Consider the following 16217-nt stretch of genomic DNA (forward strand, 5'->3'; position numbering starts at 1 on the left):
ACATCGCTGCAAGTGCGCGGGGGGTGGGGCGGTGCAAGATGGGTGACGTATGGCGGGCCTCGGCGGGCCGCTTTCTTTGGCGACATCAAAGGTGAAGGCATGAAGCATTCTGTGGTTGGCACACTGGGCCTGGCGGTTGCGCTGGCGTCCGGGATTTCGATGGCGGCGGCTCCGGCGCAGGTCGGCACCCAGGCGCCCGGCTACTTTCGCCTGGCGGTGGGGGATTACGAAGTGACGGCGTTGTTCGACGGCTACAACGACCTGTCGCCGAAACTGCTCAAGGGCCTGACCCAGAGTCAGATCCGCGCACTGTTGGCCCGTCGCTCGATTGAAACGCCGGGGGTGCAAACCGCGTTCAATGCGTTTCTGGTCAACACCGGCAAGCAACTGTTCCTGGTGGACACCGGGGCAGGGCAGTGCATCGGCGCCACCGCCGGCATGCTCTCGGACAACATGAAAGCCGCCGGTTATCAGCCGGATCAGGTCGACGCCATCCTGCTGACCCACCTGCACCTGGACCATGTGTGCGGTCTGGTCGACGCCCAGCAAAAACCGGTCTTCGCCAACGCCACCGTTTATGCCGCCAAGGCCGAAGCCGCGTACTGGCTCGACCCGCAAGCCCTCGCCAAGGCCCCTGAAGGCGCCAAGCCGTACTTCAAAATCGCCCAGGATTCGACCGCTCCATACGTCGCGGCGGGCCGCTTCAAGACCTTCGACGCCAGCCAGTCACCGGTGCCGGGTGTCGAAGCCACGCTGGAAGCCGGGCACACACCGGGCAGCACCACGTATCGCTTCACCTCCCAGGGCCAGAGCATTCTGTTCATGGGCGATCTGGTGCATAACCTGGCGGTGCAATTCCTGCATCCTGAAGTGTCGATCGGTTTTGACGTCAACAGCCAGCAGGCGATCAAGAGCCGCAACCAGGTCTTTACCGACGCCGCCACCAGCAAGACCTGGGTCACGGCCGCACACTTGCCGTTCCCGGGCATCGGTCATATCGCCGCCGAGGGCAAGCATTTTGAATGGGTACCGGTGGAATACGGTCCGTATAAACGAGCGGCGAAAGTGCCGTTGATCGAGTAGAGTTTCAGCGCTGCGCTTAATGTCAGGGGTAATACAAAACCGGTGGCGAGGGAGCTTGCTCCCGCTGGGCTGCGAAGCGGCCCCCAAATCTTTATCGCGATGCGGATTTTGTGAGTGCTGTGTATTCAAGCGGGAGCAAGCTCCCTCGCCACAGGCAAGCTCCCTCGCCACAGGCAAGCCCCCTCGCCACAGGGGTTTGCATTGGCCACTTAGCTTCGGTGTAACCACAAGGAAAACATGCTGATGAACCGTAACGATCTGCGCCGCGTCGACATGAACCTGCTGGTGATTTTCGAAGCCCTGATGTTCGAAAAGAACCTGACCCGGGTCGCTGAAAAACTGTTCATGGGCCAACCGGCGGTGAGTGCGGCGCTGGGGCGTTTGCGCGATCTGTTCGACGACCCGTTGCTGCTGCGCAACGGCCGCGGCATGGAGCCCACGGCGCGGGCGCTGGCGATTCTCAAGGAGCTGCAACCGGCGATGGACGTCATCTCCGGCGCGGTCAGCCGGGCCAAGGAATTCGAACCGGCCAGCAGCTGCGACGTGTTTCGCATCGGGCTGTCGGACGACGCCGAATTCGGTCTGTTTCCACCGTTGTTGAGCCAGTTGCGAGAAGAGGCGCCGGGCATCATCGTCGTCGTGCGCCGAGCCAATTACCTGCTGATGCCGGCGTTGCTGGCGTCGGGGGAAATCTCCGTGGGCGTGAGCTACACCACCGATCTGCCGGCCAATGCCAAGCGCAAGAAACTGCGGGACATTCCCTGCAAAGTCCTGCGCGGCGACAAACGCCCCGGCCCGCTGACGCTGGACGAATACTGCGAACGCCCCCATGCGATGGTGTCGTTCTCTGGTGACCTGAGCGGCAACATCGATCTCGATCTGGCCAAAATCGGCCGCAGTCGCCGCGTGGTGCTGGGGGTGCCGCAATTCAGCGGCTTGCGCGCACTGCTCGCCGGCACCGAAATGATCGCCACCGTCCCGGACTACGCCGCGTGTGCCCTGGTCGAAGGCTGCGCACTGCGCGCCGAAGACCCACCGTTTGAAATCGAGGCGGCACAGTTATCGATGGCCTGGAGCGGCGTGCACGACAACGACCCGGCCGAGAAATGGCTGCGCTCACGCATCAGCCAGTTCATGTCCGAACCCCTCAACATCCCGACCCCGTAACCGTACCCCCGCAGACCTGATCATTCCCACGCTCCCGCGTGGGAATGCCTCCACGGACGCTCTGCGTTCGGCGCTGGATGGGACGCGGAGCGTCCCGGGCTGCATTCCCACGCGGAGCGTGGGAACGATCTTCAAACCGCTCAACATCCCGGCCCCGGCACCCTGCAGACTCGATCATTCCCACGCTCCCGCGTGGGAATGCCTCCACGGACGCTCCGCGTTCGGCGCTGGATGGAACGCGGAGCGTCCCGGGCTGCATTCCCACGCGGAGCGTGGGAACGATCTTCAAACCGCTCAACATCTCGGCCCTGGCACCCCGCAGACCTGATCGTTCCCACGCTCCCGCGTGGGAATGCCTCCACGGACGCTCTGCGTTCGGCGCTGGATGGAACGCGGAGCGTCCCGGGCTGCTTTCCCACGCGGACGTGGGAACGATCTTCAAACCGCTCAACATCCCGACCCCGGCACCCCGCAGACCTGATCGTTCCCACGCTCCCGCGTGGGAATGCCTCCACGGACGCTCTGCGTTCGGCGCTGGATGGAACGCGGAGCGTCCCGGGCTGCTTTCCCACGCGGAGCGTGGGAACGATCTTCAAACCGCTCAACATCCCGGCCCCGGCACCCCGCAGACCTGATCATTCCCACGCTCCCGCGTGGGAATGCCTCCACGGACGCTCTGCGTTCGGCGCTGGATGGAACGCGGAGCGTCCCGGGCTGCATTCCCACGCGGAGCGTGGGAACGATCTTCAAACCGCTCAACATCCCGGCCCCGGCACCCCGCAGACCTGATCGTTCCCACGCTCCCGCGTGGGAATGCCTCCACGGACGCTCTGCGTTCGGCGCTGGATGGGACGCGGAGCGTCCCGGGCTGCATTCCCACGCGGAGCGTGGGAACGATCTTCAAACCGCTCAACATCCCGGCTCCGTAACCCCCGCAGATCTGATCGTTCCCACGCTCCCGCGTGGGAATGCCTCCACGGACGCTCTGCGTTCGGCGCTGGATGGAACGCGGAGCGTCCCGGGCTGCATTCCCACGCGGAGCGTGGGAACGATCTTCAAACCGCTCAACATCCCGACCCCGGCACCCCGCAGACCTGATCGTTCCCACGCTCCCGCGTGGGAATGCCTCCACGGACGCTCTGCGTTCGGCGCTGGATGGAACGCGGAGCGTCCCGGGCTGCATTCCCACGCGGAGCGTGGGAACGATCTTCAAACCGCTCAACATCCCGGCCCCGGCACCCTGCAGACTCGATCATTCCCACGCTCCTGCGTGGGAATGCCTCCACGGACGCTCTGCGTTCGGCGCTGGATGGAACGCGGAGCGTCCCGGGCTGCATTCCCACGCGGAGCGTGGGAACGATCAAACGAGATCCCCTGTAGGAGCGAAGCTTGCTCGCGAAGACGGAGTGTCAGTCGCCATCAATATTGACTGACACACCCCTTTCGCGAGCAAGCTTTGCTCCTACAAGGATCGGTGTTTGAGCCTGCGCGCAAAAAGAGCACGTACATCCAATTTTCCAAAACCTGACCCCGGCACTATCAGACCAAGTGCCGGCGAAGCCATGCCGGTGATTTCTCAAGGGGGTGCACAGGCCATGAACGCATCGGCATGGGACGAACGGGCTCGGGACTTGGGGTTGCTGTTTCTGCGGGTCAGCGGCGGCTTGTTTCTGTTGTGGGTGCATGGTCTGCCCAAGTTGCTGGACTACAGCGCGCAACTCCAACAGATCGAAGACCCGTTTCACCTCGGCGCCAATCTCACCCTGATCCTGGCGATTTTCGCCGAAGTGCTGTGCCCGCTGCTGATCGTCGCCGGGGTGCTGGTGCGGTTGGCGTGTTTGCCTATTCTGTTTCTGCTGCTGGTGGCGTTGGTGGTCGTGCATCCGCAATGGAGCCTGTTTGAAGGGCAGTTCGGCTGGCTGCTGATGATTGTGTTCACCAGCATCCTTATCGCCGGGCCGGGACGGCTGGCGCTCAATGATCGATTCGCCGGAGTTCTACGTTATGCCTGACGCCATCCACGCCGCTGCAAAACCGGGTTTCGATGAGATCGTGACCCTGATCATCAAACACCGGGTCAAGGCCGGTTTCGAGGTGCCCTACGAAGCCTGGTTGCGCAATATCGTGACGATTGCCGGGCAGCAGGAAGGGCACCTCGGCGTGGACGTGATGCGCGGCAAAAACGCGGGCCTCGACATGTACACCTGCGTGCTGCGTTTTTGCTCCACCGAGGCGATGCAACACTGGCTCGATTCGCCGCAACGTCTTGAGCTGGTCAACCAGGCCACGCCAATGCTGGCCGACGGCGACCAGACCGAAGTCAACCCGGTCAACGAATTCTGGTTCGCACCCACGGTCGATGCCGCGTCGCCACCGCCGCCGCGCTGGAAGCAGGCGGTGGTCACGTTGCTGGTGATTCTGCCGCACACCTTGCTGGTGCCAATGCTCTGGGGGCCGCTGCTCAAGCTGCACCCGATGCTGTCCAATTACGTGGTCGCCACGTTCCTGATCACCGTGACCATCGTGGTGTCGGTGGTGTACCTGTTCATGCCCAGGGCGACCCGATTGTTCGCGCCTTGGTTGTCCCATTCCACACAGCCTAAGGAAACGTGATGAACGCCGATCTGATTCTATTCAATGGCCAATTCCATACCGTTGACCGCGAAAACCCGCTGGCCAGCGCCGTGGCGATCAAGGACGGGCGCTTTGTCGCGGTCGGCACCGACGCCGAGGCCATGGCCTTGCGCGGCTCGGGCACCCAAGTCATCGACCTCAAGGGCCGCTGCGTCATCCCCGGCCTCAACGACTCGCACTTGCACCTGATCCGTGGCGGTCTGAACTACAACCTCGAACTGCGTTGGGAAGGCGTGCCGTCGCTGGTCGATGCCCTGCGCATGCTCAAGGACCAGGCCGACCGCACACCCACCCCGCAATGGGTGCGCGTCGTCGGTGGCTGGAACGAATTCCAGTTCGCCGAAAAACGCATGCCGACCCTGGAAGAACTCAACCAGGCCGCGCCGGACACCCCGGTGTTCGTGCTGCACCTGTACGACCGCGCCTTGCTCAACCGCGCCGCCCTGCGTGTTGCCGGTTACACCCGCGATACCCCGAACCCACCGGGTGGTGAAATCGTCCGCGATGCCAATGGCAATCCGACCGGCATGCTGGTGGCGCGTCCCAACGCGATGATTCTCTACTCGACCCTGGCCAAAGGACCGAAGCTGCCACTGGAATATCAGGTCAATTCGACCCGTCAGTTCATGCGCGAACTCAATCGCCTGGGCCTGACCAGCGCCATCGATGCCGGCGGCGGTTTCCAGAATTACCCGGACGATTACCAAGTGATCGAGCAGTTGGCCAAGGACCAGCAACTGACCATCCGCATTGCCTACAACCTGTTTACGCAGAAGCCGAAAGAAGAACTCAGCGACTTCAAGAACTGGACGTCGAGCGTGACCCTGCACCAGGGCGACGACTACCTGCGGCACAACGGCGCCGGCGAGATGCTGGTGTTCTCGGCGGCGGATTTCGAGGACTTCCTCGAACCACGCCCGGACTTGCCACAAACCATGGAAGCCGAGTTGGAGCCGGTGGTGCGCCACTTGGTGGAACAGCGCTGGCCGTTCCGTCTGCACGCCACGTACAACGAATCCATCAGCCGCATGCTCGACGTGTTCGAGAAGGTCAATTGCGACATCCCGTTCAACGGTTTGCCGTGGTTTTTCGATCACGCCGAAACCATCACCCCGCAGAACATCGAGCGGGTGAGGGCGCTGGGCGGTGGCATTGCGATTCAGGACCGCATGGCGTTCCAGGGCGAGTATTTCGTCGAACGCTACGGCGCCAAAGCCGCCGAAGCCACACCGCCAATCAAGCGCATGTTGGCCGAAGGCGTACCGGTCGGCGCCGGCACCGATGCCACGCGGGTGTCCAGCTACAATCCTTGGACCTCGCTGTACTGGATGGTCAGCGGCCGCACCGTGGGCGGTCTGGAGTTGCACGCCGAAGGCCTGTCGCGGCTGACCGCGCTGGAACTGTTCACCCATGGCAGCGCCTGGTTCTCCTCCGAACAGGGCAAGAAAGGCCAGATCAAGGTCGGGCAACTGGCGGATGTCGCGGCCCTGAGCGCTGACTTCTTCAGCGTGGACGAGGAAGCGATCAAGTGGATCGAGTCCGTGTTGACCGTGGTCGGCGGCAAAGTGGTGTACGCCGCCGGTGACTTCGAAAAACTCGGGCCGGCCAGCGTACCGGTGTTGCCGGACTGGTCGCCGGTGGTGAAAGTCCCGGGCCACTGGCGGCCGACCTCGCCGATGCAGGCCCAGGTTCACCATTGCAGCGGGCCGTGTGGCGTGCACGCCCACAGCCACGAAAAGGCGCGTCTGTCGAATGCGCCAGTCAGCGATTTCGCCGGCTTCTGGGGCGCCTTTGGCTGCTCGTGTTTTGCTTTCTAAATGCACATAAAAAAGCGCCGGCCCAACGTGCCGGCGCCCACAGCACCATCCCACTACCGAGGAGTTTCACATGAGCAACGTTCCGTACAAACGCCTGAACAAAGACGACGCCGTTGTACTGTTGGTTGACCACCAGACCGGCCTGATCTCGCTGGTGCAGGATTTCTCGCCCAACGAATTCAAGAACAACGTGCTGGCCCTCGCGGACCTGGCCAAGTTCTTCAAACTGCCGACCATCCTCACCACCAGCTTCGAAAGCGGCCCGAACGGCCCGATGGTGCCGGAGTTGAAAGAACTGTTCCCGGACGCGCCGTACATTCCGCGTCCAGGCCAGATCAACGCCTGGGACAACGAAGACTTCGTCAAAGCCGTCAAAGCGACTGGCCGCAAGCAGTTGATCATTGCCGGTGTGGTGACGGACGTCTGCGTGACGTTCCCAACCTTGTCGGCCCTGGCTGAAGGCTTTGAAGTGTTCGTGGTCACCGATGCGTCCGGCACCTTCAACGAAACCGTGCAACAAGCCGCCTGGGCGCGCATGACGGCGGCCGGTGCACAACTGGTCAACTGGTTCTCCGTGGCTTGCGAGCTGCAAGGCGACTGGCGCAACGACATGGAAGGCCTGGCCAACCTGCTGTCGCCGCGTATCCCGAACTATCGCAACTTGATGAACAGCTATTCGGCGTTGACTGCCAAATAAGCCACACCGTAAAAAATGCCCGCCATTGCGCGGGCATTTTCTTGCTTACGGTTTAAGGCGAGCGCGGTCTCTGTGGCGAGGGGGCTTGCCCCCGTTAGCGTGCGCAGCACTCTCCATTGCGGGTACCGCTTCGCGCTCCAACGGGGGCAAGCCCCCTCGCCACAAAAGCCACTCCCCCCACAAAAGCGGGGTGGATCAGCGGTTTTGCAGCCACCCCAGAAACCCTCCCTTCTTGACCGGCACCGGCACGGCCATCAACGCCAACCGACTGTTCTGCTGGCGCACCGTCTGCAATTTATTCAACGCCCGTCCAACCTCGCCCCGTTGCGCCATGCAATCGCGAGTCAGGGATTTGTCGATCCGGTAAATGATGCACGACGTCAACGCCGTGAAGCTGGCCTGGGACGGTGTGTCCGTGAGGATGCTCTGTTCACCCATGACTTCGCTCGGCCCCATGCGCCCGGCTTCGGTGTGCCCGGTTCCATCGGGTACGGTGGCGCTGACCACACCCGTGGCAATGACGAACAGGCTGTCCGGCACTTCATTGAGTTCAAGCACCACCTGACCCGCCGCGTACTGCTGGGGCACCATCGCCTGGGCCAGTCGATCGCGTTCATCCTCGCTCAGTGAGCGAAAGATTTTCACTTCATCCAGCAACGCCCTGGCCCGGGTTGAAGGTTCGATCACGCCATCGAGCTGCCGGGAAATACCCGCCGCTTCCAGGTGCCGATGGGCCAGGTCGAACAGTTGATTGCGCACCTCAGCCTTCTTGCCCAACTCGGCGATAAAACCGCTGGCCACGTACTCGGACATGGTTTCGCCAGCCTCTTTCAACACCGCTTTCGGCGCCGGATTCAGCAACAGCGTGCTGCTGCCCTGAAGCGTGCGATCCAGCGCATCCAGCACCCGACGCGGGCGAATATGGTTGGGCACCTGGATGCTGATCGACACCCCGTGCATGTTGCTCGGCCGGCTCAGGTTGACGATCTTCGCCTTGGCCGCCACCGAGTTCGGCACCACCGCCGTGGTTCCGGCGCTGGTGAGCAGATGCGTGGCGCGCCAGTCGATGTCCAGCACCTTGCCTTCCACCCCGTCGATCACCACAAAATCGTCCACCTGATACGGCTTGGTGGTGTTCAACACGATCCCGGAAAACACATCGCTCAAGGTGCTTTGCAGCGCCAGGCCGACCACGATCGCCACCACCCCGGAGGTCGCCAGCAGGCCTTTGACCGGCAGCTCCAGCACATAACCCGCCGCCGCGACGATGGCCACCAGAAACACCAGTGCGCCAATGACATCCTGCAACAACCGCCCGCTGTGACCGATGCGGCGCATCAGCACCAGGCCGATCACCTCGGTCAGCACCCGCGCGGCGTACAGCCACCAGACGATCCCCAACGCCGTGGCCCCGAGTTGCGCCACGCGGTCATCGGCAAAGATCGGCGCCTGCAACGGGCTGACGCCGGCGTTGATGATCACCGCGCTGAAGATCAGGAACAGCCCAAGGCGCAGGCCGATGCGGGTGACACGGTGCTGCAGTGGCGAGAGGTGCCAGAGCAGGGCGTCGATCACCAGCAACAGGGCACTCCAGGACAGGGGGTGGTCGTAGATGAGGGACATGGGAGAACTCCGGACGACGGGTTGGGGCGGTTTTGTGCTGAGTGATAACTGTGGCGAGGGGGCTTGCTTGTGGCGAGGGAGCTTGCTCCCGCTGGGCTGCGCAGCAGACCCCAAATCTTCTCGGTCAGCACCCATTTTTGGGAGTGCTTCGCCCTCCAGCGGGAGCAAGCTCCCTCGCCACAAAAGCAGACTCGCCACACATTGCAGTGTGGCGAGTCAGGACAACTCAGTTCAGATGCGTCTTCAATTCCAACGCCGCCTGCCGCACCGCTGCTTTCACCTCAGGAATCTGGCTCAGCGGATTCAACAGCCCGAAGTCATGAATCATCCCGTTGTAACGCACCGCCGTCACTGGCACACCGGCCGCATCCAGGTGACGGGCATAGGCCTCGCCTTCATCACGCAACACGTCGAACTCGGCGGTTTGCACCAGCGCAGCAGGCAAGCCTTTGAGCTGTTCGGCGCTGGCCTGCAACGGCGAGGCGTGGATCTGTGCGCGCTGGCCGGCGTCCTGGGTGTAGTTGTCCCAGAACCAATTCATCATGCCCTTGGTCAGGAAGTGCCCTTCGGCAAATTGCTGGTACGAACCGCTATCGAACTGCGCGTTCGTTACCGGCCACATCAACAGCTGGAAGCGCAGCGCCGGGGTTTTCTGTTCCTTGGCCATCATCGCCACGACCGCCGCCATGTTGCCGCCGACGCTGTTGCCGGCCACCGCCAGGCGCTTGCCATCGACGCCGATCTCCTTGCCATGCTCAGCCACCCAACGGGTCGCGGCGTAAGCCTGGTTGATCGCAGTCGGGTACTGCGCTTCCGGGGATGGCGTGTAATCGACATACACCGCCACCGCGCCGGAGCCCACCACCAGGTCATGGATCAAGCGTTGGTGCGTCGGGTAGTCGCCCAACACCCAGCCGCCACCGTGGAAGAACATGAACACCGGCAACTCACCCTTGACCTTGGCCGGGCGGACGATCTTCAGGTTGATGCTTTGCTCGCCGACCTTGATCGCGCGCTCGCTGACGTCCACACCCGACAAGTCCACTTTTACCGAGTTCTGCGCACCGGTCAGCACCGCCCGGGCGTCTTTGGGGCTCAGTTGTTCGAGGGGTTTGCCACCGCCAGCGGCGAGGGCTTCGAGGAAGGCCTGGGTGGTGTGTTCAACGCCAGGGCTGCCAGCGGCGAAAGCGTTGCCAACGGCGAGGGCGAGGAGGGAAGCGGTCAGGGTCTTTTTGACGAGGTTCATGGCGTAAATCCTTTTTAATTTGTGTATTCGAATGCGGGTTCGGGTTCCGGAGCAGCGGCTGTCGCTGCACCGTGGACACAGATTAATGGGGTGCCAGAATCGGAAAAAGCGGCTATAAAGTGTTTGACTGTCAACCAGGGCGTGACAATGAACCCGTTCGAAGATATGCGTATTTTTTGCCAGGTGATGGACTCCGGCAGCTTCACCGCCGCCGCCGATCAACTGGGCCTGTCCAAGCAATTCGTCAGCCGCCGCTTGATGCAATTGGAGGAACGCCTCGGCGTGCGCCTGCTCAATCGCTCGACCCGACGCCTGGACGTCACGCCCCTGGGCCAGAGCTACTACGAATCCGCCCTGCGCCTGCTCAGCGAAGTCGAGCAAGTGGAGCAGGGCATCGCCGGCCAGACCACCGAACCCCGCGGCACCATTCGCCTGAGCGCGCCGCTGTCGTTTGCATTGGCGCACCTGGGTTGTTTGCTGCCGGTATTTTTGCAGCGCTACCGCGACGTCACCGTGGAAGTCGACCTCAGCGACCGCCCGGTGGACCTGCTCGGCGAAGGCTACGACCTGGCGCTGCGCATCGGCGTGCTGGAAGACTCGACCCTCATCGCCCGCCGCATCGCCTCGATCCAGCGGGTGTACTGCGCCAGCCCGGCCTACCTCGCCGAACGCGGCACCCCGGTTAAACCGGAAGACCTGCTGAGCCATGACTGCCTGCCGTATGGCCACGGGCGCCAGGTGCAATGGCGGTTCGAAGGGCAAGGCAAACCGCTGACCGTCAATGTCACCGGGCGGATGCGGGTCAACAACGGGGAATTGCTCAAGGACGCGGCGATTGCGGGGATGGGGATTACCTACCTGCCGACGTTTATTGTCGGCGCGGCGCTGAAGGACGGGCGGTTGGTGCCGGTGCTGGAGGATTTCCGGCCGGAGCCGCTGACGTTGTCGGCGGTGTACCCGCAGCATCGCCAAGGCTCGCGGCCGGTGCAGGCGTTTATCGAGTTTTTGCGCGAAAGGCTGGACCAGCGAGAGGGCACGTTATAACGCCGGGCCCATGCCCCTGTAGGAGCGAAGCTTGCTCGCGAAAGCGGTTTCACATTCAACAAGGATGTTGGCTGACACGCCGCCTTCGCGGGCAAGCCTCGCTCCTACAGGGATCGGCGGTGAACACAGATGTTGTGTACGACGATCCCCCGTGTAGGAGCGAGGCTTGCCCGCGAAGAGGCCCTAACGGCTGGCCTCAAACCCGGCAATTACACCCGAGCCCGAATCCGCCGCCCCAACACATCCATCACATCACACCCATCGCGCAACAACAGCGCCGCCGCCAGCGCCAATTGCTGCACATCGGCGCCCTTGGCCTGGCTGATATCGAGGCTGGCCAGGCTCTCCATCATCTGCGTCCCCGCCAGAAACCGCGCGGCGGCCTGGCAGTGCAAAACGTCCAACGGCGCCTGCGTGGCCACCAGCAACACCGGGGTGTCGGATTCATTGCTGGTCATCGGCATATGCGGATTCATGCCTCACCTCCCGCTTGCGCGGCGAGCAAACCATCGATCGAGGCTTGTACCAGCGAACGGGCAGTATCGAGCAGGTGCTTGCTGGCCCAGCGCAGGGTCGCGATATGTTCCGGGCGGGTGGCGTTGGGGGCTTGGTGGGCGAGGGCTTCGGCGCCGCTGAGGAAGATTGAGGCGTGTTCCAGGGCATCGAGCAGGGGGATGTCGGGTTGTACGGCGAAGAGGTGGTGGTCGGTGTGATCGCAGGGGGCGAAGGGGGTGGATTTTGTGGTTGCGTGGGTCATGTGCATCTCCTGAAAAATGGAGTTGCCACGTCATCGCCGTCAAACGAATAGGTGGCAACTGTACGCAGGTTGACGGACCGGTCCAGGAACCCGGCGCACTCGAAAGTGCCCCACGCACAGCTGCCATAAAGCCGCGCAAGGTCCTGGATAAAAGCCGAGCCGTCAAACCCGATCACGAATGAGTCGTGACGGGCGCGAGGATAGGGAGAGAGGTCAGGGCAGTCAACCGCCAAAAAGCCCGAAACATCTGCGATGTCTGTAGGCCTCTTCCTGACGTGCCACCACTCATTTTTGTGGTGAGGGGGCTTGTCGGAATGCCGCACCACCCCGTAGGGCGGCGCAGCGGCCCAAAAAACCAAATAGATCTGTCTCATTACCCCACCTTGTAGGAGCGAGGCTTGCCCGCGAAAGCGGTGTGTCAGCCAACATCCCTGTTGAATGTGAAATCGCCTTCGCGAGCAAGCTTCGCTCCTACACGGGGGATCGTCGTACACAACATCTGTGTTCACCGCCGATCCCTGTAGGAGCGAGGCTTGCCCGCGAAAGCGGTGTGTCAGCCAACATCCCTGTTGAATGTGAAATCGCCTTCGCGAGCAAGCTTCGCTCCTACACGGGGGATCGTCGTACACAACATCTGTGTTCACCGCCGATCCCTGTAGGAGCGAGGCTTGCCCGCGAAAGCGGTGTGTCAGCCAACATCCCTGTTGAATGTGAAATCGCCTTCGCGAGCAAGCTTCGCTCCTACACGGGGGATCGTCGTACACAACATCTGTGTTCACCGCCGATCCCTGTAGGAGCGAGGCTTGCCCGCGAAAGCGGTGTGTCAGCCAACATCCCTGTTGAATGTGAAATCGCCTTCGCGAGCAAGCTTCGCTCCTACAGGGATTCGGGGGGATCAGTTGACCCGTTTGTCGTCCCCCGGCTCGCCGCCGACGTGGACGCCACGGTCATCGGCTACTTGACCGGCACGATGGACACCGTTGTCGTCACCCACTTGACCGGCGCGATGGACACCGTGGTCATCGCCGACTTCACCCGCGCGATGGACACCATGGTCGTCGCCGACTTCACCCGCGCGATGGACGCCATGGTCATCGCCGACTTCACCGGCGCGATGCACGCCGTGGTCATCGCCCACTTCGCCCGCCCGGTGTACCCCATGATCATCCCCCGGCTCGGCATGTGTGCCATTGCGCCCGGAGGACGCCGCGTCCCCGGTGTGTCCTGACCCGTGGTCGCTGCCGCTGTGACCGCTGCCGCTGCTGCCACCACTGCCGCCACCACCGTTGCCGCCACTGCCACTGCCGCCGTGACCGCCACCATTGCCGCTGCCACCACCGCCGCCATTCCCACCGCCGCCGCCACCACCATTACCGCCACCACCACTTCCTCCGTGGCCGCCGCCATTACCGCCGCCGCCCCCACTTCCGCCCCCACTTCCGCCACCACCACCGCCACTGCCTCCATGACCACCACCACCGCTACCGCCTTCCTTGGCTTGTGCACTCGATACACCGGACAGGCTGTCCGGAATCAAAATGGTCGACGCCGACAAAACCGCGCCTATCGCTACTGCCAATAAAAGCTTGTTGATGTGCATGTCGTTCTCCGTCTTCTTATTTCAGATTGGAACGTGGATGAACAATGCAACGTGCTGCTTCATTCAATCGGTGAACACTGCAACGCGCGGATTTATTCAGTGGGGTTAGTGAATGCTTGAAGCCAGTTCGAAGATCGGCATGTACATCAGGATCACGATGACGCCGATCAGCAGGCCGATGAAGGTCATCAGCAGCGGTTCGAACAAGCGTACGAACCACTCAAGCCAGCGGCTGATTTCTTCGTCGTAGAAGTCGGCGCTGCGTTCCATCATTTGCCCGAGGTTGCCGGACTGCTCGCCCGCGCGCAGCAGGCGCAGGGACACCGGGGTCACCAGGTGGTTGAGTTCCAGCGCGGTGGACAACGATTGGCCTTCGCGCACCCGCTCGCAGGCCTGGTCCAGGCGCGAGCGCGAGGCCACGGTGAGCAGGCCGCGGACCATGCCCATTGCCGTGACGAGCGGGATGCCGCCTTGCAGCAGAATCCCCAGGGAACGGTAGAAGCGCGCCAGTTCGTACATGAAGATTCGCTGATGAACGGCCGGAAGTTTTTCGATCAAACGGTCCACGCCCCGACGAAAGGCCGGTTGCCGTTGCAGGAAGGCGAGGGCGACGATGATCGCCGTGAGCGTGCCGAAAAATTCCAGCTGATGGGCGTGGAGGAACATGCCGCTGCTCATCAGGATCTGCGACATCCACGGCAGGTTCGAGCCCAGGCCTTCGAACACCAGGCTGAAGCGCGGCACCACGTAGCCCATCAGAAACAGCACCACGCCACCACCAACGATCAACAACAGCAGCGGGTAGATCGAGGCGCTGACGATCTTCTGCCGCACCTCGTCCATGCGCTGGCGGTAGCTGACGTAACGGCCCAGCGCCTCGCCCACCGCGCCGGTCTTCTCGCTGGATTGCACCAGCGCCACGTACAGCGGCGGGAACACCGCCGACAACTGGCCCAGGGCCTGGGAAAACGATTTGCCTTCGTACAGCAGGCGCACCAGTTCGCTCAGGGTTTTGCGGGCCTGGGGCGCGGTTTCTTTTTCCGCCAGGCTTTCCAGGGCATCGATCAGCGGCAGGCCGGCGTTGAGCAGCGTGGTCAATTCCTGGCTGAACAGCACCAGGTTGAACGTCTCGCGCTGGCTCAGGCGCAGGGCCCGCCAGTGTCGTTCGGCTTGCAGACTGACCACGCGCAAGCCCTGGTCTTCGACGATGCGTCGGGCCTCGCTGTGGCCGGGGGCTTCGACGGTCATCGACACCACGCCCGCCTTGCCGACGGCCTTGAGATAAAAGCGCATGGGCGTTGCTCCGCTTATTGCCAGTTAGTGACTTCAGCGTTTTCGCCTTCGCCGCCGGGTTGCCCGTCCTTGCCCATCGACAGCAAGTCGTACTCGCTGTTTTCACCGGGGTAGCGGTAGGTGTAGGCGCGACCCCATGGGTCCATCGGCAGTTTTTTCTGCAAGTAAGGGCCGGTCCAGCGGGTTTCATCGCTCGGCGCGGTCACCAGCGCCTGCAAACCCTGCTCGGTGGACGGGTAGTGACCGACCTCCAACCGGTACAGATCCAGTGCCTTGCTCAGGCCTTCGATCTGCGCCTTGGCGACCTTCACTTCCGAGCGCCCGAGTTGGGCGAAATACTTCGGCGCGACGATGCCGGCCAACAACCCCAGCACCACCAACACCACCAACAATTCGAGCAAGGTGAACCCGCGTTGAAGGCGCGGGGCGGAACACGGACGCTGATTCATGATGACCTCAATCCAGTGGGCAGCAGGGTCGCTATCAAGGCGTATGCAATTGCCATGCTCACGCTTGGAGATACCGCTCAACCCCTTGTGATCCGGGCCTTGGCGCCGACGGCACAGTGCTTGCGTATGGCTGGTTGACTACCGGCCATTGGGGCATAAGCCCCGTTTTTCGGGGCCGGCCAGGGGAGGTATGAAACATGAAAACTCTCACCGCAGGACTGCTCGGCGCGCTGCTGCTGAGCGGCGTCGCCCAGGCCGATGTCTTCGTTTCCATGGATGCCAAGGGCAGCTACGTGCTGTCCAATGTCCACCGCCCCGGACGGCACTATGAACGGGTGATTCACGAGCCCGAATCCGCCCAGCTGAGCATGGATCAGCAACCGCAGATGATCGCCAATCAGCCCTACGCCGCGCTGGTGTCGGCGGCGGCCACGGCCAATCAATTACCGGCGGCGCTGCTGCACGCAGTGATCCGGGAAGAGTCGCGCTATAACGCCGACGCGACATCGGCCAAAGGCGCCGGCGGGCTGATGCAATTGATGCCCGACACCGCCCGCGAGCTGGGGGTGACCGACGTCTACGACCCCAAGGCCAACATCCAGGGCGGCGCCCGTTACCTCAAGCGCTTGATGACCCTGTTCGACAACGACATCAGCCTCGCCGTCGCGGCCTACAACGCAGGACCTCAAGCGGTGCTCAGCCGAGGCGGGGTGATCCCGCCGTTCGCCGAAACCCAGCGTTATGTGCCCAGCGTGTTGCGCCAGTACCGGCGTTTGCAGGGCCTGGCCGTGGATGCGCCGTTGTGAT

16 protein-coding genes are annotated in these 16217 nt (G+C 62.7%); 8 read left to right on the top strand and 8 right to left on the bottom strand.

The features are described 5' to 3' along the window. Positions 1-99: 99 nt before the first annotated feature. From ACY4LX_RS13275 to ycaC, 6 genes are all read left to right on the top strand, one after another. Positions 100-1083, top strand: a complete 984-nt coding sequence (locus ACY4LX_RS13275; RefSeq protein ID WP_463260157.1) for an MBL fold metallo-hydrolase — start codon at positions 100-102, stop codon at positions 1081-1083. Between the two features lie 243 nt (positions 1084-1326). Beyond that, positions 1327-2250, top strand: coding sequence for a LysR family transcriptional regulator (locus ACY4LX_RS13280; RefSeq protein WP_123406592.1), 924 nt, complete (start codon positions 1327-1329; stop codon positions 2248-2250). A gap of 1595 nt (positions 2251-3845) precedes the next feature. Next, positions 3846-4262, top strand: coding sequence for a DoxX family protein (locus tag ACY4LX_RS13285; protein ID WP_463260158.1), 417 nt, complete (start codon positions 3846-3848; stop codon positions 4260-4262). Next, positions 4255-4863 carry an antibiotic biosynthesis monooxygenase gene (locus ACY4LX_RS13290; RefSeq protein ID WP_463260159.1) on the top strand — a complete coding sequence of 203 codons (609 nt, stop codon included), beginning with the start codon at positions 4255-4257 and terminating at the stop codon, positions 4861-4863. The genes ACY4LX_RS13285 and ACY4LX_RS13290 overlap by 8 nt, the downstream gene beginning before the upstream one ends. After that, complete coding sequence (locus ACY4LX_RS13295; protein WP_463260160.1) at positions 4863-6701, top strand: amidohydrolase; 1839 nt, start codon at positions 4863-4865, stop codon at positions 6699-6701. Before ACY4LX_RS13290 ends, ACY4LX_RS13295 begins: the two co-directional genes overlap by 1 nt. Positions 6702-6771: 70 nt before the next feature. Further along, complete coding sequence (gene ycaC / locus ACY4LX_RS13300; RefSeq protein WP_123406586.1) at positions 6772-7398, top strand: isochorismate family cysteine hydrolase YcaC; 627 nt, start codon at positions 6772-6774, stop codon at positions 7396-7398. A gap of 195 nt (positions 7399-7593) precedes the next feature. Here the strand turns inward: ycaC and ACY4LX_RS13305 are convergent, their stop codons facing one another. Next, a complete protein-coding gene (locus ACY4LX_RS13305; RefSeq protein WP_463260161.1) occupies positions 7594-9021 on the bottom strand; it encodes a mechanosensitive ion channel domain-containing protein in 1428 nt (475 codons plus the stop codon). A 226-nt stretch (positions 9022-9247) separates the two neighbouring features. Beyond that, positions 9248-10267 carry an alpha/beta hydrolase gene (locus ACY4LX_RS13310; RefSeq protein WP_463260162.1) on the bottom strand — a complete coding sequence of 340 codons (1020 nt, stop codon included), beginning with the start codon at positions 10265-10267 and terminating at the stop codon, positions 9248-9250. Between the two features lie 147 nt (positions 10268-10414). On the opposite strand from ACY4LX_RS13310, the gene ACY4LX_RS13315 reads away from it, so the two are divergent. After that, on the top strand, positions 10415-11311 hold the full coding sequence (locus ACY4LX_RS13315) for a LysR family transcriptional regulator (protein ID WP_123406581.1): 897 nt from the start codon (positions 10415-10417) through the stop codon (positions 11309-11311). Positions 11312-11520: 209 nt separating this feature from the next. Here ACY4LX_RS13315 and ACY4LX_RS13320 read toward each other — a convergent pair whose 3' ends face one another. The 6 genes from ACY4LX_RS13320 to gspG all read right to left on the bottom strand — a co-directional run bounded on the left by ACY4LX_RS13320 (position 11521) and on the right by gspG (position 15410). After that, positions 11521-11787 carry a short-chain dehydrogenase gene (locus ACY4LX_RS13320; RefSeq protein WP_149661451.1) on the bottom strand — a complete coding sequence of 89 codons (267 nt, stop codon included), beginning with the start codon at positions 11785-11787 and terminating at the stop codon, positions 11521-11523. After that, positions 11784-12068, bottom strand: a complete 285-nt coding sequence (locus tag ACY4LX_RS13325; protein WP_463260163.1) for a DUF3077 domain-containing protein — start codon at positions 12066-12068, stop codon at positions 11784-11786. The genes ACY4LX_RS13320 and ACY4LX_RS13325 overlap by 4 nt, the downstream gene beginning before the upstream one ends. Further along, positions 12065-12442 carry a hypothetical protein gene (locus tag ACY4LX_RS13330; RefSeq protein WP_463260164.1) on the bottom strand — a complete coding sequence of 126 codons (378 nt, stop codon included), beginning with the start codon at positions 12440-12442 and terminating at the stop codon, positions 12065-12067. Before ACY4LX_RS13330 ends, ACY4LX_RS13325 begins: the two co-directional genes overlap by 4 nt. Before the next feature lie 521 nt (positions 12443-12963). Next, positions 12964-13668 (bottom strand): hypothetical protein, encoded by a 705-nt coding sequence (locus tag ACY4LX_RS13335; RefSeq protein ID WP_463260165.1) that lies wholly within the window; start codon positions 13666-13668, stop codon positions 12964-12966. Between the two features lie 105 nt (positions 13669-13773). Beyond that, a complete protein-coding gene (locus tag ACY4LX_RS13340; protein WP_463260166.1) occupies positions 13774-14961 on the bottom strand; it encodes a type II secretion system F family protein in 1188 nt (395 codons plus the stop codon). 14 nt (positions 14962-14975) lie between these two features. After that, positions 14976-15410, bottom strand: a complete 435-nt coding sequence (gene gspG / locus ACY4LX_RS13345; RefSeq protein ID WP_149658718.1) for a type II secretion system major pseudopilin GspG — start codon at positions 15408-15410, stop codon at positions 14976-14978. 197 nt (positions 15411-15607) lie between these two features. Here gspG and ACY4LX_RS13350 point away from each other — a divergent pair, with 197 nt between their 5' ends. Next, on the top strand, positions 15608-16216 hold the full coding sequence (locus ACY4LX_RS13350) for a lytic transglycosylase domain-containing protein (protein WP_149658717.1): 609 nt from the start codon (positions 15608-15610) through the stop codon (positions 16214-16216). Position 16217: the final 1 nt, after the last annotated feature.

Source organism: Pseudomonas sp. Emmai (assembly GCF_055179735.1).

Coding starts and splice junctions, on each gene's coding strand:
- ACY4LX_RS13275 (WP_463260157.1), top strand. CDS start 100: ATGAAGCATTCTGTGGTTGGCACACTGGGCCTGGCGGTTGCGCTGGCG.
- ACY4LX_RS13280 (WP_123406592.1), top strand. CDS start 1,327: ATGAACCGTAACGATCTGCGCCGCGTCGACATGAACCTGCTGGTGATT.
- ACY4LX_RS13285 (WP_463260158.1), top strand. CDS start 3,846: ATGAACGCATCGGCATGGGACGAACGGGCTCGGGACTTGGGGTTGCTG.
- ACY4LX_RS13290 (WP_463260159.1), top strand. CDS start 4,255: ATGCCTGACGCCATCCACGCCGCTGCAAAACCGGGTTTCGATGAGATC.
- ACY4LX_RS13295 (WP_463260160.1), top strand. CDS start 4,863: ATGAACGCCGATCTGATTCTATTCAATGGCCAATTCCATACCGTTGAC.
- ycaC (WP_123406586.1), top strand. CDS start 6,772: ATGAGCAACGTTCCGTACAAACGCCTGAACAAAGACGACGCCGTTGTA.
- ACY4LX_RS13305 (WP_463260161.1), bottom strand. CDS start 9,021: ATGTCCCTCATCTACGACCACCCCCTGTCCTGGAGTGCCCTGTTGCTG.
- ACY4LX_RS13310 (WP_463260162.1), bottom strand. CDS start 10,267: ATGAACCTCGTCAAAAAGACCCTGACCGCTTCCCTCCTCGCCCTCGCC.
- ACY4LX_RS13315 (WP_123406581.1), top strand. CDS start 10,415: ATGAACCCGTTCGAAGATATGCGTATTTTTTGCCAGGTGATGGACTCC.
- ACY4LX_RS13320 (WP_149661451.1), bottom strand. CDS start 11,787: ATGAATCCGCATATGCCGATGACCAGCAATGAATCCGACACCCCGGTG.
- ACY4LX_RS13325 (WP_463260163.1), bottom strand. CDS start 12,068: ATGACCCACGCAACCACAAAATCCACCCCCTTCGCCCCCTGCGATCAC.
- ACY4LX_RS13330 (WP_463260164.1), bottom strand. CDS start 12,442: ATGAGACAGATCTATTTGGTTTTTTGGGCCGCTGCGCCGCCCTACGGG.
- ACY4LX_RS13335 (WP_463260165.1), bottom strand. CDS start 13,668: ATGCACATCAACAAGCTTTTATTGGCAGTAGCGATAGGCGCGGTTTTG.
- ACY4LX_RS13340 (WP_463260166.1), bottom strand. CDS start 14,961: ATGCGCTTTTATCTCAAGGCCGTCGGCAAGGCGGGCGTGGTGTCGATG.
- gspG (WP_149658718.1), bottom strand. CDS start 15,410: ATGAATCAGCGTCCGTGTTCCGCCCCGCGCCTTCAACGCGGGTTCACC.
- ACY4LX_RS13350 (WP_149658717.1), top strand. CDS start 15,608: ATGAAAACTCTCACCGCAGGACTGCTCGGCGCGCTGCTGCTGAGCGGC.